General features: G+C 67.4%; 21 protein-coding genes. 15 read left to right on the forward strand and 6 right to left on the reverse strand.

The annotated features are described in order from the left end of the window. Positions 1-24 precede the first annotated feature (24 nt). The 3 genes from NGM10_RS13355 (at position 25) to NGM10_RS13365 (ending at position 1,375) form a co-directional block, all read left to right on the forward strand. Positions 25-732, forward strand: coding sequence for a methyltransferase domain-containing protein (locus tag NGM10_RS13355; RefSeq protein WP_253479550.1), 708 nt, complete (start codon positions 25-27; stop codon positions 730-732). Between the two features lie 93 nt (positions 733-825). After that, a complete protein-coding gene (locus NGM10_RS13360; RefSeq protein ID WP_253479552.1) occupies positions 826-990 on the forward strand; it encodes a hypothetical protein in 165 nt (54 codons plus the stop codon). 97 nt (positions 991-1,087) lie between these two features. Beyond that, positions 1,088-1,375 (forward strand): type II toxin-antitoxin system VapC family toxin, encoded by a 288-nt coding sequence (locus NGM10_RS13365; RefSeq protein ID WP_253479553.1) that lies wholly within the window; start codon positions 1,088-1,090, stop codon positions 1,373-1,375. 1 nt (position 1,376) lies between these two features. Here the strand turns inward: NGM10_RS13365 and NGM10_RS13370 are convergent, their stop codons facing one another. The 3 genes from NGM10_RS13370 to NGM10_RS13380 all read right to left on the reverse strand — a co-directional run bounded on the left by NGM10_RS13370 (position 1,377) and on the right by NGM10_RS13380 (position 4,227). Continuing rightward, positions 1,377-1,961, reverse strand: coding sequence for a DUF2150 family protein (locus NGM10_RS13370; protein ID WP_253479554.1), 585 nt, complete (start codon positions 1,959-1,961; stop codon positions 1,377-1,379). 49 nt (positions 1,962-2,010) lie between these two features. Further along, on the reverse strand, positions 2,011-2,862 hold the full coding sequence (locus NGM10_RS13375) for a TatD family hydrolase (protein WP_253479555.1): 852 nt from the start codon (positions 2,860-2,862) through the stop codon (positions 2,011-2,013). Positions 2,863-2,931: 69 nt separating this feature from the next. Then, positions 2,932-4,227: an MFS transporter gene (locus NGM10_RS13380; protein WP_253479556.1), complete on the reverse strand. Its 1,296-nt coding sequence runs from the start codon at positions 4,225-4,227 to the stop codon at positions 2,932-2,934. Positions 4,228-4,663: 436 nt separating this feature from the next. Between NGM10_RS13380 and NGM10_RS13385 the strand changes: the two genes are divergently transcribed. Then, a complete protein-coding gene (locus tag NGM10_RS13385; protein WP_253479557.1) occupies positions 4,664-5,083 on the forward strand; it encodes a DUF8009 family protein in 420 nt (139 codons plus the stop codon). Here the strand turns inward: NGM10_RS13385 and NGM10_RS13390 are convergent, their stop codons facing one another. Then, a complete protein-coding gene (locus tag NGM10_RS13390; RefSeq protein ID WP_253479558.1) occupies positions 5,084-5,527 on the reverse strand; it encodes an NYN domain-containing protein in 444 nt (147 codons plus the stop codon). Between the two features lie 194 nt (positions 5,528-5,721). On the opposite strand from NGM10_RS13390, the gene NGM10_RS13395 reads away from it, so the two are divergent. Together NGM10_RS13395 and NGM10_RS13400 are read left to right on the forward strand one after the other, a co-directional pair. Then, positions 5,722-7,323, forward strand: a complete 1,602-nt coding sequence (locus NGM10_RS13395; protein ID WP_253479559.1) for a S8 family serine peptidase — start codon at positions 5,722-5,724, stop codon at positions 7,321-7,323. Between the two features lie 132 nt (positions 7,324-7,455). After that, positions 7,456-7,713: a hypothetical protein gene (locus NGM10_RS13400; RefSeq protein WP_253479560.1), complete on the forward strand. Its 258-nt coding sequence runs from the start codon at positions 7,456-7,458 to the stop codon at positions 7,711-7,713. Here the strand turns inward: NGM10_RS13400 and NGM10_RS13405 are convergent. Then, positions 7,689-8,144: a hypothetical protein gene (locus NGM10_RS13405; protein ID WP_253479562.1), complete on the reverse strand. Its 456-nt coding sequence runs from the start codon at positions 8,142-8,144 to the stop codon at positions 7,689-7,691. The genes NGM10_RS13400 and NGM10_RS13405 overlap by 25 nt on opposite strands. 243 nt (positions 8,145-8,387) lie before the next feature. Here NGM10_RS13405 and NGM10_RS13410 point away from each other — a divergent pair, with 243 nt between their 5' ends. The 7 genes from NGM10_RS13410 to NGM10_RS13440 all read left to right on the forward strand — a co-directional run bounded on the left by NGM10_RS13410 (position 8,388) and on the right by NGM10_RS13440 (position 14,143). Continuing rightward, entirely contained in the window at positions 8,388-8,564 is a 177-nt protein-coding gene (locus NGM10_RS13410) for a hypothetical protein (protein WP_253479563.1), read from the forward strand. 84 nt (positions 8,565-8,648) lie between these two features. Beyond that, a complete protein-coding gene (gene gcvT, locus NGM10_RS13415; protein WP_253479564.1) occupies positions 8,649-9,746 on the forward strand; it encodes a glycine cleavage system aminomethyltransferase GcvT in 1,098 nt (365 codons plus the stop codon). Then, positions 9,743-10,120, forward strand: a complete 378-nt coding sequence (gcvH, locus tag NGM10_RS13420) for a glycine cleavage system protein GcvH (RefSeq protein WP_253479565.1) — start codon at positions 9,743-9,745, stop codon at positions 10,118-10,120. Before gcvT ends, gcvH begins: the two co-directional genes overlap by 4 nt. A 58-nt stretch (positions 10,121-10,178) precedes the next feature. Further along, on the forward strand, positions 10,179-10,322 hold the full coding sequence (locus tag NGM10_RS13425) for a hypothetical protein (RefSeq protein WP_253479566.1): 144 nt from the start codon (positions 10,179-10,181) through the stop codon (positions 10,320-10,322). Between the two features lie 100 nt (positions 10,323-10,422). After that, positions 10,423-11,757, forward strand: coding sequence for an aminomethyl-transferring glycine dehydrogenase subunit GcvPA (gene gcvPA, locus NGM10_RS13430; protein ID WP_253479567.1), 1,335 nt, complete (start codon positions 10,423-10,425; stop codon positions 11,755-11,757). Beyond that, a complete protein-coding gene (gene gcvPB / locus NGM10_RS13435; RefSeq protein ID WP_253479568.1) occupies positions 11,758-13,221 on the forward strand; it encodes an aminomethyl-transferring glycine dehydrogenase subunit GcvPB in 1,464 nt (487 codons plus the stop codon). 64 nt (positions 13,222-13,285) lie between these two features. Beyond that, a complete protein-coding gene (locus tag NGM10_RS13440; protein ID WP_253479569.1) occupies positions 13,286-14,143 on the forward strand; it encodes a class I SAM-dependent methyltransferase in 858 nt (285 codons plus the stop codon). Between the two features lie 594 nt (positions 14,144-14,737). Here the strand turns inward: NGM10_RS13440 and NGM10_RS13445 are convergent. Further along, positions 14,738-14,908, reverse strand: a complete 171-nt coding sequence (locus tag NGM10_RS13445) for a DUF7838 family putative zinc beta-ribbon protein (RefSeq protein ID WP_253479570.1) — start codon at positions 14,906-14,908, stop codon at positions 14,738-14,740. 410 nt (positions 14,909-15,318) lie between these two features. Between NGM10_RS13445 and NGM10_RS13450 the strand changes: the two genes are divergently transcribed. Continuing rightward, positions 15,319-15,558, forward strand: a complete 240-nt coding sequence (locus tag NGM10_RS13450) for a glutaredoxin family protein (RefSeq protein WP_253479572.1) — start codon at positions 15,319-15,321, stop codon at positions 15,556-15,558. A 51-nt stretch (positions 15,559-15,609) separates the two neighbouring features. After that, on the forward strand, positions 15,610-16,143 hold the full coding sequence (locus tag NGM10_RS13455) for a cob(I)yrinic acid a,c-diamide adenosyltransferase (RefSeq protein ID WP_253479573.1): 534 nt from the start codon (positions 15,610-15,612) through the stop codon (positions 16,141-16,143). Positions 16,144-16,164 lie beyond the last annotated feature (21 nt).

Below are 16,164 nucleotides of genomic sequence, written 5' to 3' on the forward strand. Positions count from 1 at the left end.
ATTGAGGTGTGATAGCACGAGTGTATGCCCGACCCATTCGGTCGCGCCATCCGCGACCACCACCTCGGCGACCGCGACGAACCGCTCGTCGACCGCGACGGCGACGAGACCCGCGACCACGCCATCGAGCGGTGGTACTTCGGCGAGTTCGACGGCGACGACTGGCTCGAATCGTATCTGGACGGCCCCCTGCTCGACATGGGCGCTGGCGTGGGCAGGGACGCGCTGTACTTCCAAGAACTGTTCGAGACCGTCGCCATCGAGGTCAGCGACCACCTCGTGACCACCATGCGCGAGCGCGGGGTCGAGGACGCCCGTCGGGCCGACATGTTCGCGCTCCCCGAGTCCTTCGAGCGCGACCGCTTCCGGTCGGCGTACGCGAGGGGCACGCAGGTCCAGCTGGCGGGGTCGATGGCGGGCGTCCGAGAGTTCCTGAGCGACCTCGCGCGCGTGACGACGCCCGACGCGACCGCGGTGTTCGACGGCTACGCGCCCGAACTCGACGCGACGGAGGAGGTGTTCGCCTACCGCGAGGACCCCGCGCCGGGGCTGGCGTGGCGGGTGTACCACGAGGTCTACGAGGGCGAGGTGGGCGAGACCCTCGTCTTCCGGCTGTTCAGCGGCGACCGACTCCGGGAGGCGACGGTCGGCACGCCGTGGGAAGTCGTCGAGGTTCGGTATCCGGGGTCCGACGAACCGACCCAGTGGGTCGCGGCGCTGGAGAAGGCGTGAGACCTGCCTGCTCCGGAGCAGGAACCCGAATTCCCGGCGACAAGCGACCACCCCCGGCTACAGTTTAAATATCATGACGGGCAACGTTCAGGTATGAGTAACGCGACGGACCTGTTCGACGTTCTCGGGAACCGATACCGTGATGCAAACCGCATCTCCGACGCCATCCGGAAACAGGACGACCTCCGAGCGAAATCTCTTGGGTGGTCCGGCGAACGCGAGGTGGAGCGATGGCGGAACGAGCGATACTCGTACTAGATACGTCGGTCGTCATCAAGTGGTTCTCCGAGGAGGAACTGACCGACGCGGCGCTTCGAGTCCGTCAGTCGTACGCCGAAACGAGATCGACAGCTTCGTGCCGGACCTCCTGCTCTACGAACTCTCGAACGCGCTCCGCAACAAACCGCGTTTCGACGCGAATGACGTACGGGAGGCAATCGAGAGCGTCCTCGCTATGAACTTCGAAATCGTCACTCCGGCACCGGAACTGCTCGCCGACGCGATAGACCTCGCTCACGAGACCGAACTCACGGTGTACGACGCGACGTACGTGGCGTTAGCAGAAGCGCTCGACGCTCGGGTCGTGACTGCCGACGAGGAAATCGGAACGTTCGAACACGCCGTCGGTCTGTCGGAGTTTTAGGCTACTCGTCGTCTTCCTCTTCGACCACTTCGGGGTCGCTCATCGCGCTCTGGAGGCTGTCGAGGCCGTTGACCCACTCGGTCACGAGTCCGTACTCCAGTTCCTCGGTCACCGTCATGTCGAGTTCCTCGCCGTCGATGATGCGCGTCCCCCCGGCCGCCACGAGGCCGAGCGCCGAGTCGATGTCCTCGGCCTCCTCGGCCTTCCCGGCTTCGAGGACGTACTCCTCGACGCTCCCGTCCTCGGCCGGACCGTCGGCGACGTACTGCTCGGCGGCGTAGAAGACGCAGACCAGACTGGTCTGGACGCCGTCGATGAGCATCGCCTTCTCGTCGTTCTCGAACGCGACCTCGTCGAGGACGACCTCGCGGATGTCGGCCAGCTCTTCGAGGGCCTCCTCGTCGTCGATTCCCCCGTCGTCGTACGCGGTCACTATCTTGGCGACCGCGATGGCCACGTCGTCCTGGAGGTTGAGGAGCAGGCGCGCGGAGTCCTCGTCCTCGGGGTCGATCTCCTCTTCTCTGATGCGGTCCAACCAGTTCTGCCAGCGTTCGTCGGAGTAGAACTCCTCGGGAGGTGCGCTCATGTCTCTTCGGAGTGTTGCGCGCCCCATATGCCTTTCTCCTTTGGCTTCGCTATCGGTCGAGCGTCGCCTCGGTATCGACGCCGTACACCAGTTTCGGGGTCTCTACGTGGGCGTTTCGGACCGCGTCGTCGCGGCCCTCCTCCAGCAACCACCGGACCCGCCGGGGGACCGTCTTGGGTCCCATCACCGCGCCGGGCCGGTCGGGGTCGTCCACGAAGTCGGTCTCCATCAGGAAGGGCTCGCCTCGGTCGGCCGCCAGTTCGAGGCGGTCTTTCTCGCTCATCACGCTCGGGGTCGGGCCCGCGAGTCGGCCGCCCGCGTAGTGTTTGACCACCTTCTCGGGCGCGAGTCCGACCGCCTCGGCCCACTCGGCGATCTCGGTCAGGTCCTCGCTGGCCTCGGTGTGGAGCTGGACCGCGCAGTCGTGCTCCGCGGCGAGTTCGAGCCCGTGGCGCAGGACCGCGTTCGACGCCTCCCACACCGCGTCGGCGACCTCGTAGTGCGGGCGGCCGGTCTTGAGCGCGAGCGCCCGGCCCTCCGCGACGTACTCGGCCGCGAGGTCGAGTCCCGCCCGCATCAGGTCGCGGGCCTCCTCGGGCGCGAAGCCGCGGTCGTCGACCAGCTTCGAGGCGAGCCCCGGATGGACGCCCAGCACGGGCCACGCTCGACCATCTAGTATTTTGTTCGCACGCGAGAGCCCGTCGACGGTGGTCTCGAAGACCGGCCGGAACCCTTCGCCGGTCTCGGGTTCGACGCCGAGGAGCCACGAGGGCTTGTTGACCACCAGCAGGTGGGTACCGCCGCTGCGCGCGAAGTCCTTCACGGCCTCGATGCCCCGCCCGTGGTCGGGGTCGAGGTGGAGGTGGTCGTCGAGCACCGGGGTTCCGAGGTCGTCGCTCATGGACGAACTTCGGGGTGCGAGGCGGAAAAACGGCGGTGGTTCGAAACGCAATGGGACTCCGGCGGCCCTCTATTCTTCGGGTCGCTCGGTCTCGGTCTGCAGGTCGAAGTCCTCCGGCTCTGCGACCTCGACCGCCGGGAGTCGTCGTAGTCGCGGGCGCAGGAGGACGTAGACGGCCGTGAAGCCGAAACCGCCAGCGGCCAGCGCCATCGTCGTCGTCGTTCCCAGCGCCTCGGCGACGAGACCGCCGACGAGCGAACCCAGCGGGAGCGTCGCCCCCGAGGCGGTGCCCTTCGTCGCCGAGACCCGGCCGAGCAGGTGGGTCGGGAACACTCGCTGGTTCAGCGTCGACGTGAGCACCCCAGAGACGCCGATGGGCACCCACGCGAGGCCGAACAGCACGACCGTGAGCGACGGCGAGGGCGCGAACACCGCCGCGACCCAGCAGCCCGCGCCGATTCCGTGGGAGACCAGCACCGTCCCGTAGGGGACACCCTCCGCGTACGGACCCACGACGGACCCGACGAGTCGGCCGATGCCGAGAGCTCCCAACAGCAGGCCGTAGACCGCAGGCCCGCCGATGGCGTCGCCGAACGCTGGGAGGATCGCGAGCGCGACCCCGGTCGTGAAGTTCGCCACCGCGGTCGTCAGTATCAGTTCGACGAAGAGGCTCCCGCGGAGGACCTCCACACCGGCCCGGAGGTCGGCTCGGTACGACCCGAGAACCGACCCGAGGGTCGGTTCGGAGTCGTCGGTCGCTTCGGTCGCTTCCGGACGTTGAGAGGGCCCCAGCGAGATACCCGCGAACAGCAACGCGGCGACGGCGAAGGTGACCGTGTCCGCGAGGAACAGCGTCGTCGCTCCGAAGACGGCGATGAAACCGCCCCCGACCGCATCGAACACCATGTCGAGTCCGAGGGTCACCGTCGCCAGCGCGGAGTTGGCCTCGGGGAGTCGCTCGTCGTCGACGATTCGAGGGAGTAGCGCGGTCTCCATCGGTGCCATCACCAGCGTCGCGAGCATCAGGACCGGGGCGACGACGAACAGGACGCCGACGCTCAGGTGGCCGGTCGCCGCTGCGAGCGGCAGGACGAGCACGACGACGCCCTGGACCACCTGTGACCCGACGAGGACGGGCCCGAGCGGCAGACGGTCGACGAGCGGCCCGGCGACGACCTGTAGTAGCCACGGGAGCAGGAGTATCGCGTTCAGCGCGCCGGTGACGAGGGTCGAACCGCTGAGTTCGAACGCGAGCCAGAGCACGGCGACCGTATAGAGGCTGTCCCCCGCGTTCGTCGTGAACTGGCCCGCCAAGAAGCGCCGGAAGTCACGGTTCCGCCACACCAATCGCTTGGCGGCGATCATCGCCCACCACCCCTGCGGGCCGTCGGCCCAGCGCCAGATGGTTCGAGTGGGCGGGTGAACTCCGGTTCGCGAGTCGGTTCGCGGTCGTTCGAGTCCCGGCGATTGGCCGGTGACTCGGTGGATGTCTGCATATCTGTGTCTGGTCGAGAGGAAGTGCGACTACCGGGGAGGTAGCGAAACGGACCCGAGTCCTGCAGCTATCGGGCCCGCCGCGCGGCGGGGGGTGAGAGGGGGTCGAACACCGGACGAATCGCGGGCCGGTGGGTCATAGAACGAATCGTCCCATAGATTCGCAGGCCCGCCCAAAAGTGTATCGGTTCCGTACAATCTGGGTGGCTTTCACTACGCCCGTACGTCCAGCGCTACTCGCCGTGTCATCACACCCCCGAACTCGCTCGGCGCGAATTCCAAGTACCTCCGGCCCGCACACCCCCACATGAGTACCGACGCGCGGGTCGTCCGGTCGGTCGCGGTCACGACCGCCGACGTGGTCGCGGCCTACGAGGCGCGCGAGCGGAGTTCGCGCCCGGCCGTCCTCCGGGTCACGCCGCCCTTCTCGGGGCGGATGCGCGCGCGGCTCCACGTCGCCGACGGCGACGTGGAGACCGACGCGATTCACATCGACCCCGCAACGCTGGTCGCCGAGGGCGAGGTCCCGGCGTACCCCTCGCCCGACGACACCGAGGACGAACTCCGCGCCGACCCCGACGCCCCGTTTTCGGTCGAGCGCCACCGCGAGCGCCACGTCGAGGCGGTCGAGGCGTGGCGCGAGGCGGTCGCCGAGGGCGTGGTCGACCGGGTCGAGCTCCCGACAGACGAGGGGACCCACGCGGTCGAGGTCAAGCGACTCGGGTAGCTACTCCTCCAGCACGCGGGCGTCGTGGGCGGCGTTCCGGAGGGCGTCCGACCGGCCGTGTTCGCCGGGCGCGATGGCGACCGTTCGCACCCCGGTCCGGGCGGCCTTCTCGATGACCGGCTTGAAGTCGGTGTCCCGGGACGCGACCGCGAGCACGTCGAGGCCCTCGGTGAGCGCGAACTCGGTGGCGTCGACCGCGAGTTTCACGTCCACGTCGCCGCTGGTGACGACGACCTCGAAGCCGCGTGCCTCGGCCGCCTGAATCAACCCCGGGGTCGCGTGCTCGTCGAGGTAGAGGCGGGCGGTCACCAGGTGGCCCAGTTCGTCGGCGGCCGCGCGCACGTCGTCTAAGTCCACGTCGAACTCCTCGCGGAGGACGTTCGGACCGTCGACGAACAGCGCGACGGTCGGCTCCTCCGAGAAGAGCGAGCGCAACGGTTGCATACCCGCCGATAGCCCATCTCGGGGTATAGCGGTGGCGGTCCGGGGACGACGTTGATTGTGCTCGCGAGCTACCTTGGGGTTTCTCTCGTGAGAGGTAATTACCCACATATGCTACGAGTAATCATAGCTATCTAACAATTTATTCCGAGAAGATTAAAGCTTAAATAACACCGTCCCTATGTAGGATTCGTAGCATGACAGACAACAGCAATCCACGGTTCAACCGCCGTGACTTCATGAAGGCGACGGGTGTGGCCGGTGCGACGGCCGCGCTCGGTGGAATCACTGCAGCGACTCCCGGGCGCGAACCCGGTGCGAAGGAGAACGAGGTCCTCGTCGGTGTCTCCGCCGGTCAGGGTGACATCGAGAAGAAGGTCGCCCAGCACGTCCCCGGCGACGCCGAGGTCGTTCACAAGAACGAGAACCTCCGCTACGTCGCGGTCCGGTTCCCCGAGCAGGCCGCCGACGTGGCCCAGAAGAACTTCATCGAGGCCGTCACGAAGAAGGACGGCATCAAGTACGCCGAGGTCAACGAGACGCTCGAAGCCCAGTACGAGCCGAGCGACCCCGATTTCGGCGACCAGTACGCGCCCCAGCAGGTCGAGTCCGACGCCGCGTGGGACACCACGCTCGGTGACTCCAACGTCACCATCGCCGTGGTCGACACCGGTGCGCAGTACGACCACCCCGACCTCGAAGCCAACTTCAAGTCCGACCCCGGCCGCGACTTCGTCGACAGCGACGACGACCCGGCCCCGGACGCGCCCAACGACGAGTACCACGGTACCCACGTCGCTGGCTGTGCCGCGGCGGTCGTCGACAACGACACCGGCGTCGCGGGCCAGGGTAACTCCTCGCTCATCAACGGCCGCGCGCTCGACGAGGACGGTGGCGGTTCCACGGCCGACATCGCCGACGCCGTCGAGTGGGCCGCAGACGAGGGCGCAGACGTCATCAACCTCTCGCTCGGTGGCGGCGGTTACACCGACACGATGAAGAACGCGGTCAGCTACGCGACCGACAACGGCGCGCTCGTCATCGCGGCCGCGGGCAACGACGGTCAGAACTCCGTCTCCTACCCCGCTGCCTACGATGAGGTTGTCGCCGTCTCCGCAGTCGACGACAGCGAGAGCCTCGCCAGCTTCTCGAACTACGGTAGCGAGATCGAACTCGCCGCACCCGGCGTCGACGTGCTCTCGACCACGACCGAGGAGCGCGGTAGCTACGAAGAGCTGTCGGGCACCTCGATGGCATGCCCGGTCGCGTCCGGCGTCGCCGGTCTGACGCTCGCCCAGCACGACATCTCGAACTCCGAGCTCCGCACCCACCTCAAGGACACCGCCACGGACATCGGCCTGTCCGAGGACGAGCAGGGTGCCGGTCAGGTCAACGCCTACAACGCGGTCACCACCGAGCCCGGTGACGGCGGCGGCGACGACCCCGACGACCCCGACGACCCCGACGACCCCGACGACGACGAGACTTCGGAGACCGTCAGCGACTCGCTCAGTAGCTACTACGACTCCGACTGCTGGAACTGGACGTGGGAGTACGACTCCCCGAGCAGCATCGAGGTCGTCCTCGACGGTCCGTCGGACGCCGACTTCGACCTCTACGTCAACGAGGGTAGCGGCTCGTGCCCGACCACGAGCGACTACGACTACCGGTCGTACAGTCCCGACAGCCAGGAGACCATCACCATCGAGGACCCCGACACCTCGGAGGACCTCGAGATCCTCGTGGACTCCTACAGCGGCTCGGGCGACTACGACCTGACGATGACCGAGACCAACTAAGCCGACCGCTTCATCCGTCTTTTCTTTCGCGTTCGTTCGACCAGCCGCGGCGCTCGCGGTGAAGGTTCAAGTACGAAAGCGACCCCAACTCGGGACGACCGGCGCGCCGAACGCACCTGCCGGTCCGATACCATGAGTACCTGTCACAACTGCGGTCACGCCGGTACGTTCGTACTGCTCGTCGAGTTCGCCCTCGCGGTTCGAGACGGCTCGCCGAATCCCGACTCGACCGACTCCGACCGCCCGGACCGCGGCGATTCCACTCATGCGGGTCGCTCGACCCGCCGGGAGTGGTCGCTTTCGGTTCAGTGTCCGGCCTGCGACAGCACCGACGTGGGCGTCGCGGCCACCGACCTACTGGCGGGTCAGGGGTCGAGCACTACGTCGTAGCGGTCGTCGACCGCCCCGTCACTCTCGGCCGACCAGACGACCAGCGGCGCGTCGGCCTCGCGCGCGGCGGCCGACAGCCGACGTTCCAGCAGGTCGACCACGCCGACCGACCACCACGAGGTAATCTGCTCGCGCGCGCACAGCCACACCGCCGACGGTCGTCGTTCGTCTATCAGCCCCGCCGCGCAGTCGGCCGCCGCGCGAGCGTCGGCCCCGTCGTATCGCCGGACCGCCCTGCCGCCCTCGGTCGCGGCGGTGACGTACAGCGACCCCTCGGGACGGTCGACGCCCAGCGACGCGACGACGCCGGGTTCGACCGTGACGGTGTCGGGCGGTTTCGGCGGTGCCGTCGCGCCGCGGACGAGCGCGGTCTGCCCGCCGGTTCCGTGCAATCGCCTCGACAGTTGTTTCAGGGCGAGTCCGGACTTCATTGACTAAATAGTCGAAGTAGTCGAAAGTACATAACGGTGTCGGTGACCGCATCGGTCACCACTCGACTTCGGGGCGTGACCGGCCCGACGTTCGGCGACCGGTGACTATCTGTGGTTCGCGCCAAATAACCATCATAAAACTGAGAATTATACCGGCAAATCTTAGTCTATTTAGGATTTAAACGCTATATAGTCGAAATAGCTAAGAGTCCCTAATAGTACCGTTACCCAAGACGCCAGTAGATGAGCGACGATACCGAAGAGAAGATACTCGGCACGACGACAGTGACCCAGCGATGGCGAATCAGCCTCATCAAAGCCGTCCGCGAGGAGTTCGCCGACGACGGCATGGACGTAGAGGAGGGCGACCGCCTGGTCTACAAGCTGCGCGACGGCGAGATCGTCGTCGAGCCCGCCTGAGAAGGGGCCGACGACCGCGACCGCCACTCGCCTCTCGCCTCCGGAAGACAAACCATTACGTGCCGGGCGTCCGAACGTGGCGGTATGAGCCTTCGGAAGCCGCCACTGCGCGACGTCCACGACGCGCGCGGTGCGACGTTCACGGAGTTCGGCGGGTGGGAGATGCCCGTCGAGTTCGACTCGATTCAGGACGAACACCGCGCGGTCCGCGAGGAGGCGGGCGTCTTCGACGTCTCCCACATGGGCGAGATCGAGGTTGGCGGCTCGGACGCCGAGACCCTGATGCAACGGCTCACCACCAACGACGTGACGAACCTCGACGCCGGGGACTCCCAGTACGCGATGATAACCGACGACGAGGGGACGATTCTGGACGACACGGTCGTCTACCGACTCCCCGAGAGCGAGGACTCGGCGTTCCTCTTCGTCCCGAACGCGGGCCACGACGAGCAGATGTACGACCGGTGGGTCGACCACCGCGACGAGTGGGACCTCGACGCAACCGTCTCGAACGTCACGGACGACTACGCCATGTTCGCGGTTCAGGGGCCCGACGCCGTCGACCTCGTCGCCGACGCGACCGAGGAGTCGCTCGGTGACCTCTCGAAGTTCGAGGCCAAGTACGCCACGGTCGCGGGCGTCCGTTGCTGGGTCGCGCGCACCGGATACACCGGCGAGGACGGCTTCGAACTCCTGCTCGACGCCGACGAGGCCGAGACGGTCTGGGAGGCGCTCGACTGCCAGCCCTGCGGGCTCGGCTCCCGGGACACCCTCCGGATGGAGATGGGGTTTCTGCTCTCCGGGCAGGACTTCGACCCCGAGGAGGACCCCCGGGACCCCTACGAGGCGGGCGTCGGGTTCACCGTGAAGCTCGACACCGAGTTCGTCGGCCGGGACGCCCTCGAACGCGTCAAGGAGGAGGGCGTCGAGGAGGAGTTCGTCGGCATCAAGCTCGTGGACCGCGGCATCGCGCGCCACGGCTACGAGGTGACCGACCGCGAGGGCGAGGTCATCGGCGAGGTCACCAGCGGGACGATGAGCCCCACCCTGAACGAACCCATCGCGCTGGGGTACGTCCCGACCGAGTTCGCCGACGCCGACACCCGGGTCGGCGTCCGGGTTCGCGGCGAGTCCAAAAAGGCAAAGATAGCGACCGTCCCATTCCTGAGTGAGAAACGATGAGTTTCGATGTACCCGACGACCGGAAGTACCTGGAATCGCACGAGTGGGTCGAGGACGGCGACGGGCCCGTCAAGATCGGCATCTCCGACTTCGCGCAGGACGAACTCGGCGACGTGGTGTTCGTCGAACTCCCCGGCGAGGGCGACGACCTCGCGGCGGGCGAGGAGTTCGGCGTGGTCGAGTCGATTAAGGCGGTCTCGGACCTCTACTCGCCGGTGAGCGGCGAGGTGGTCGCGGTCAACGACGCGCTCGAATCCCAGCCCGAACTCGTCAACGACGACCCGTTCGGCGACGGGTGGATGATAGAGGTCGAAGTGTCCGAGGAGAACGGCGACCTCCTGTCGGCCGACGACTACCGCGAGCAGATAGAGTAGCGTCTCCGAACGCCAGCAATTTCGAAACGTTCAGCCTTCTCCGGTAGTCGCATCCGTCATGGTCCTCAGCCTCGCCGCGTACGTCTACGCTTCGGTCACGACCGACGGCAACGAGTTCGACGAGGGGTTCGACTTCGTGCTGTTCCTGGCCGACGTGTTCACCGCGTCGGCGCTCGTCCCGGACGCGCCGTTCGTCTCGTGACCGGGTCGCGGCGCGCCGCGACCCGGTCACGGGTGCGTTCCCCGGCGAGCGCGACCGGATACCACCCTCTTAAAACGATTCGCTCCGTAGCCCCGTCCACATGAGCGGACGAAACGAGAGGGGAAGTCCGTACGCCCCCCACACCGACGCCGAGACCGAAGCGATGCTATCGGCCGTCGGCGTCGGGGGCGTCGACGACCTCTTCGACATCCCGGAGTCGGTCGCGTTCGACGGCGAGTTCGGCATCGAGTCGAGAGGCGAACGCGAGGCCGAGCGCCACGTCGGGAGCCTGCTGGCGCGCAACGACGACCACACGGAGTTCCTCGGCCGCGGCCACTACGCCCACTACGTCCCGTCGCTGGTCGACCACATCTCCCAGCGCTCGGAGTTCCTGACCTCCTACACCCAGTACCAGCCCGAGATCACGCAGGGGTTCCTGCAGGCGCTGTTCGAGTACCAGTCGATGCTCGTGGAGCTGACGGGGCTCGAAATAGTCAACGCCTCGATGTACGACCACGCGACCGCGCTCGCGGAGGCGGCCCTGCTCGCGGCGCGCGTGCGAGCGGTCGACGGCGACCGGGTGTTGGTGCCCGAGTACCTCCTCGACCGACGCCGGGACGTGCTGGAGAACTACACCGACGGCGCGGGCCTCTCGGTCGAGACCTACGGCACCGACGACGCCAACGTCGACCCCGACGCGCTCGCCGACGCCATCGACGACGAGGTCGCGATGGTGTACGCCGAGAGCCCGACCACGCGCGGCACCGTCGAGGAGCACCTCGACGCGGTCGGCGACCTCGCCGACGACCACGGCGCGCTGTTCTGCCTCGGGTCGGACCCGGTCGCGCTCTCGGTACTCCAGGAACCCGCGTCGGTCGGTGCCGACGTGGTGGTGGGCGACGCCGCCGCGCTCGGCCTGCCGACGGCGTACGGCATGGGACTCGGGCTGTTCGCCTGCCGGGAGGACTTCGTCCGACAGGTACCCGGACGATTGGTGGGGGCCAGCGAAGACGACGCCGAACGCCGCGCGTACACCCTCACCCTCCAGACCCGCGAACAGCACATCCGCCGCGAGCGCGCGACGAGCAACATCTGCACGAATCAGGCGTGGGTCGCGCTCCGGACCGCCATCCACGCGGCCTACCTCGGTCCCGGCGGCCTCGTGGACCTCGCCAACGACTGCGTGGGACTCGCGGCCGACCTCGCCGACCGCCTCGATTCCATCACGGGCGTTCGGGCTCCGGTCCACGACCGCCACCACTTCCGGGAGTTCGTGGCCCACACAGACCAGCCAGCCCGAGCGGTCGCCGAGGACCTCGAAGCCGAGGGGTTCGCGGTCCACGCGGTCGGCGAACACGAGGTGCAGGTCTGCATCACGGACGCGAACGAGCACGCCGCCGACGAGTTCGTCGCGGCGTTCGAGGAGGTGGCCTGAATGAAGTACGATCAAGCCCGCTGGACCCACGACGCCGACGGCGACCGCGACTCGACCGACGACCAATACGAACCGCTCCTCTCGGAGAAGAACACCGAGGAGGTCGCGGTCGACTCGGCCCTGCCCGAGGACCTCACGCGCGACAGCATCGAACTCCCCGACCTCTCGGAGCCCGAGCTCGCGCGCCACTACACCCGACTCAGCCAGATGAACTACGGCGTGGACTCGGGACCGTACCCCCTCGGGAGCTGTACGATGAAGTACAACCCCAAGTTCACCGAGGACGTGGCCGCGCTCCCGAGCGCGGCGGTCCACCCCGACCGCTCGGACCGGAGCGTTCAGGGCACCCTCGCGCTGATGGCTGGCCTGCAGGACTACCTCGCTCGAATCGGCGGGATGGACGCGGTGAGCCTCCAGCCCCCCGCGGGCGCGGCCGGAGAGTTCACCGGCATCCTCGTCGCGAAGGCGTTCCACGAGGCCAACGGCGAGGGCGAGACGCGCGACGAGATCATCGTCCCCGACAGCGCCCACGGCACCAACTTCGCCAGCGCCGCGCTCGCGGGCTACGAGGTGGTCGAACTCCCCTCGGGCGAGGACGGCCGCGTCGATCTGGAGGCCCTCGAAGCGGCCGCGAGCGACCGGACCGCCCTCTTCATGCTCACCAACCCCAACACGCTCGGACTGTTCGAGCGCGACATCGAGGAGGTCGCCGACATCGTCCACGACGCGGGCGGCCTGCTCTATTACGACGGCGCGAACCTCAACGCCCTGCTCGGGCAGGCCCGGCCGGGCGACATGGGCTTCGACATCATGCACTACAACGTCCACAAGACGTTCGCCACGCCCCACGGCGGCGGCGGCCCCGGGGCCGGACCGGTCGGCGTGGTCTCGGACCTCGCGGAGTTCCTGCCCGCACCGCGAGTCCGCGAAGTCGAGGCGAGCGACGGCGAGAAGGGCTACGAGCGCTTCGACCCCGAGAACAGCGTCGGGAAGGTCCACGGCTTCGAGGGCAACTGGCTCGTCCTCGTGAAGACCTACGCCTACATCGCGCGCCTCGGCGACGAGGGACTCCGTGACGCCTCCGCGAAGGCGGTGTTGAACGCCAACTACCTGGCCTCCCAGATAGGCTACGACATCCCGTTCGGCCCGTTCCACCACGAGTTCGTCGCCAGCGCGGGCGACCAGGACGCCGCCGACGTCGCCAAGCGGATGCTCGACTACGGCGTCCACCCGCCGACGACCAAGTGGCCCGAGATCGTCCCGGAGGCGCTGATGACCGAGCCGACCGAAATCGAGAGCAAGGAGACGCTCGACCAGCTCGCCGACGCCTTCGACGCGGTCGCCGACGAGGACGACGAGACGCTCGAAGCCGCGCCGAACCGGACCACCGCCCGGCGCATCGACCAGACCAGCGCCGCGCGCAACCTCCGGCTGTCGTGGCAGGCGCTCGACGCCGAGGACTGATTCGCGCCGCCGGAGCCTACGTATCGGAAAATTTATTATTCGCTCGCGCGTCGGCTACCGGTCCATGCGCGAACTTCCCCTCGACGACCTCCCGAAGCACTCGCCGTGGTCCGCCCGCCTGCTCGGACTCGACGACTGGGACGGTGAGAGCTACGGCGGCACCGGCGTCTCGTGGTACGACGGGGCCTACGGGGGCCTGCTCGAACTCGCGAGCGAGAACCCCGAGTTCGACTTCCGCGATGTGAAGCGCTCGGCTCACCACCACACGCAGGAGAGCCCGGTCGCCATCTCCGAGCGAGAGTCGCTCTACCTCGCCGACATCGACGAGAAACTGGACCGTCAGGAGGCCGCGCTCGTCGCCGCCTTCGACGGTGTGTTATCCGGTGAGGAGACGGTGGTCGCGCTCGGATGCGGGTGGGGACACGAACTCGGCGTCCTCGCCGACGCCTACCCCGACTGCGAGTTCGTCGGTGGTGAACCCTCCGAGAACGGCGTGGCGCTGGCCCGCGAACTGTTCGGCGACCGCGACCGGATTCGGGTCGAACCCTTCGACTTCCGCGAGGACTCGTGGGAGATACTCGACTGCGACGACTTCGGAGTCGCCGACTCCGAAGTCGTCGTCTTCACGCAGGGGTCGCTGACCGCGCTCCCGAGCGCCCGCGAGGTCGTCACCGAGACGCTGGTCGACCACCTCGACCGGGTTCGGGAGGGCGTCCACCTCGAACATGTGTTCGAACTCAATCCGGAGGACACCCTCCTCGGGCAACTCCGGCGGAGCTACATCCGCGAGCGGGGGTACAACGACGACCTGCTCGCGTCGCTGCGGGACGCCGACGCCATCGACGTGACCGAGACGACCTACGACGTGGTCGGCGGGAACCCGCTCCACCCGCTCTCGGAAGTGCACTGGCGACCGGCCTGAGCCACCGACGGAGAAGTTTTCGGCCATTTCAGGGCTCGAACCTCTCGACCAGCGTCTGCTCTCGATAGTCGGGCTCTGCGCCCGCGCAGGAAGAATTTAGTATATCGTTATGGGATTTATGAGTCCGGGGCGAGTCGGTCGATCCGTCTCGGTCGCGCCTCTCGCGGGGAGATCGACCGCGAAAATCGGTTGGTCGTTCCGTTCTCGGCGGTGTCGGCTTCGGTTCGTCAGAGTCCGACGACGCAGGGGCGTTCGAGCGCGAACGAGCGCCGCGACATCGCGAGACGGCGAGTTCGAATCGGCCGGAATCGAAATCGAGTCGGTCCGCGGAACGGGAATACCCGTAGTCGACTCCGCGACGGAAGTCGGTGGGTCTCCCGATTCGGGCGTTCCGGTCGCTCAGTTCGAACGACGTTCCGGTCGGTCGCCCCCGATTCGCGCCGGAAACCCCCCGGGGTAGCGTCGCCGGTTCGCCCTTCCGGAGGTCTCGCGGCCGAGCGCTCGGGGATCGGCTCGCGACGGTCGAGAATCGCCAGACGCCGGTCGCGTCGCTACCGGTTGCAGGTGTCCGTCGAGGAGAACGCGACGTCGAGGTCAGGCCTCGACCGAGGAGTCTATGTCGCCGTCGATTCGGACGAGTCGGTAGCCGCACTCGGGACAGCCCCACTTGGTCTTCTCGCCGAGGTGGAGGGTCGTGCTGGCGGTGCGGTAGAACGTCCGCTCGGTCCCGCACTCGGGACACTCGTGTTCGAGTTCCTGACTCATGTCTACGCCTCGGGTCGCGGTGAAGTTGAAGATACTGGTTTCGGGTCCCGCCGACCAGTGGGGCGGCCAGCGCGTGCATCGTCGTCGTTTGCGCGTGAGTCGAACCGCGTCGGTTCGACTCACGCGCAGTTCGACCCGGAGATTTCGTCCTCCGTTTCTCCGTCCCGCGAACCACGAACGAGGACGTTCGAGTTCGGAAGTGGGGTCGCGAGTCGTTCCGAGGGGCGTTCGGTCCGACGACGATTGGCGGTAGATACCGCGCCGACCCGACCGACGCCGGGCGGCGGCCGTGTGGGGTCTTCCCGGCCAATTCCGAACAGATAAACTCCATATCGATATACTAATTTCCCCTCGTCGGGGTGGACTCCGGGGACGCCAGTTACTTGCGACGTGGGCCCGTAGCGGGTCGTATGTCCGTCATCCTCTACTCGCTCGACGGCTGTCCGTACTGCGAGAAGGTCGAGCAAGCGCTCGACGAGAACGGCGTCGAGTACGAGACCCGGTGGGTCGAGGCGCTTCACTCCGAGCGCGACGAGGTCAAGCGCGTCAGCAACCAGCGGAGCGTCCCGGTGCTCGTCCACGAGGAGGCCGGGGTGACGATGGGAGAGAGCGACAACATCGTCGAGTACGTCGAGACCTCGCTTTCGTGAGTCCCGTCGTTCGGGGCGGGAATTAAGAGGCGTCGGCCGGTAGCCCTCGGCATGAAAATCTACACCGGCCGCGGCGACGAGGGACAGACCGACCTGCGCGACATGTCGCGGGTCTCGAAGGCCAGTCCCCGCATCGAGGCCTACGGCACCGTCGACGAACTCAACGCGCTCGTGGGTCGGATTCGGCCCTGCGGTCACGGCGACATCGACGACCACCTCCGGGAGACGCAGAACCTCCTCCATGTGGTGCAGGCCGACTTCTCGAACCCCGAGCCCGACGAGGACGACCCCGTGGTCCGCGAGGACCACATCGAGGAGGTCGAGGAGTGGATCGACTCCTACGACGACGAACTCGACCCGCTCGAATCGTTCATCCTGCCGAGCGGGAGCAAGCCCGGGGCCGACCTCCACCACGCCCGCACCGTCTGTCGGCGCGCCGAGCGCCGGGCGGTCGCGCTCGCGAGCGAGGAGGACGTGAACGAGGTCGCGGTGAAGTACTTGAATCGCCTCTCGGACGCGCTATTCGTCTTCGCGCGCGTGGTGAACCAGCGCGAGGGCGTCGTCGAGGAGTCGCCGACGTACTGAGGACCGATACGTTAATCCTCC

This window comes from Halorussus salilacus (genome assembly GCF_024138125.1).
Classification (GTDB): Archaea; Halobacteriota; Halobacteria; order Halobacteriales; family Haladaptataceae; genus Halorussus; species Halorussus salilacus.

Bases quoted from the DNA above. Each gene is read 5' to 3' on its own strand.
- NGM10_RS13440 (WP_253479569.1), top strand. From the start codon at position 13,286: ATGCGCGAACTTCCCCTCGACGACCTCCCGAAGCACTCGCCGTGGTCC.
- NGM10_RS13375 (WP_253479555.1), bottom strand. From the start codon at position 2,862: ATGAGCGACGACCTCGGAACCCCGGTGCTCGACGACCACCTCCACCTC.
- NGM10_RS13410 (WP_253479563.1), top strand. From the start codon at position 8,388: ATGAGCGACGATACCGAAGAGAAGATACTCGGCACGACGACAGTGACC.
- gcvPB (WP_253479568.1), top strand. From the start codon at position 11,758: ATGAAGTACGATCAAGCCCGCTGGACCCACGACGCCGACGGCGACCGC.
- NGM10_RS13405 (WP_253479562.1), bottom strand. From the start codon at position 8,144: ATGAAGTCCGGACTCGCCCTGAAACAACTGTCGAGGCGATTGCACGGA.
- NGM10_RS13385 (WP_253479557.1), top strand. From the start codon at position 4,664: ATGAGTACCGACGCGCGGGTCGTCCGGTCGGTCGCGGTCACGACCGCC.
- NGM10_RS13450 (WP_253479572.1), top strand. From the start codon at position 15,319: ATGTCCGTCATCCTCTACTCGCTCGACGGCTGTCCGTACTGCGAGAAG.
- NGM10_RS13380 (WP_253479556.1), bottom strand. From the start codon at position 4,227: ATGATCGCCGCCAAGCGATTGGTGTGGCGGAACCGTGACTTCCGGCGC.
- NGM10_RS13355 (WP_253479550.1), top strand. From the start codon at position 25: ATGCCCGACCCATTCGGTCGCGCCATCCGCGACCACCACCTCGGCGAC.
- NGM10_RS13445 (WP_253479570.1), bottom strand. From the start codon at position 14,908: ATGAGTCAGGAACTCGAACACGAGTGTCCCGAGTGCGGGACCGAGCGG.
- gcvT (WP_253479564.1), top strand. From the start codon at position 8,649: ATGAGCCTTCGGAAGCCGCCACTGCGCGACGTCCACGACGCGCGCGGT.
- gcvH (WP_253479565.1), top strand. From the start codon at position 9,743: ATGAGTTTCGATGTACCCGACGACCGGAAGTACCTGGAATCGCACGAG.
- NGM10_RS13395 (WP_253479559.1), top strand. From the start codon at position 5,722: ATGACAGACAACAGCAATCCACGGTTCAACCGCCGTGACTTCATGAAG.
- NGM10_RS13390 (WP_253479558.1), bottom strand. From the start codon at position 5,527: ATGCAACCGTTGCGCTCGCTCTTCTCGGAGGAGCCGACCGTCGCGCTG.
- gcvPA (WP_253479567.1), top strand. From the start codon at position 10,423: ATGAGCGGACGAAACGAGAGGGGAAGTCCGTACGCCCCCCACACCGAC.
- NGM10_RS13455 (WP_253479573.1), top strand. From the start codon at position 15,610: ATGAAAATCTACACCGGCCGCGGCGACGAGGGACAGACCGACCTGCGC.
- NGM10_RS13400 (WP_253479560.1), top strand. From the start codon at position 7,456: ATGAGTACCTGTCACAACTGCGGTCACGCCGGTACGTTCGTACTGCTC.
- NGM10_RS13425 (WP_253479566.1), top strand. From the start codon at position 10,179: ATGGTCCTCAGCCTCGCCGCGTACGTCTACGCTTCGGTCACGACCGAC.
- NGM10_RS13370 (WP_253479554.1), bottom strand. From the start codon at position 1,961: ATGAGCGCACCTCCCGAGGAGTTCTACTCCGACGAACGCTGGCAGAAC.
- NGM10_RS13360 (WP_253479552.1), top strand. From the start codon at position 826: ATGAGTAACGCGACGGACCTGTTCGACGTTCTCGGGAACCGATACCGT.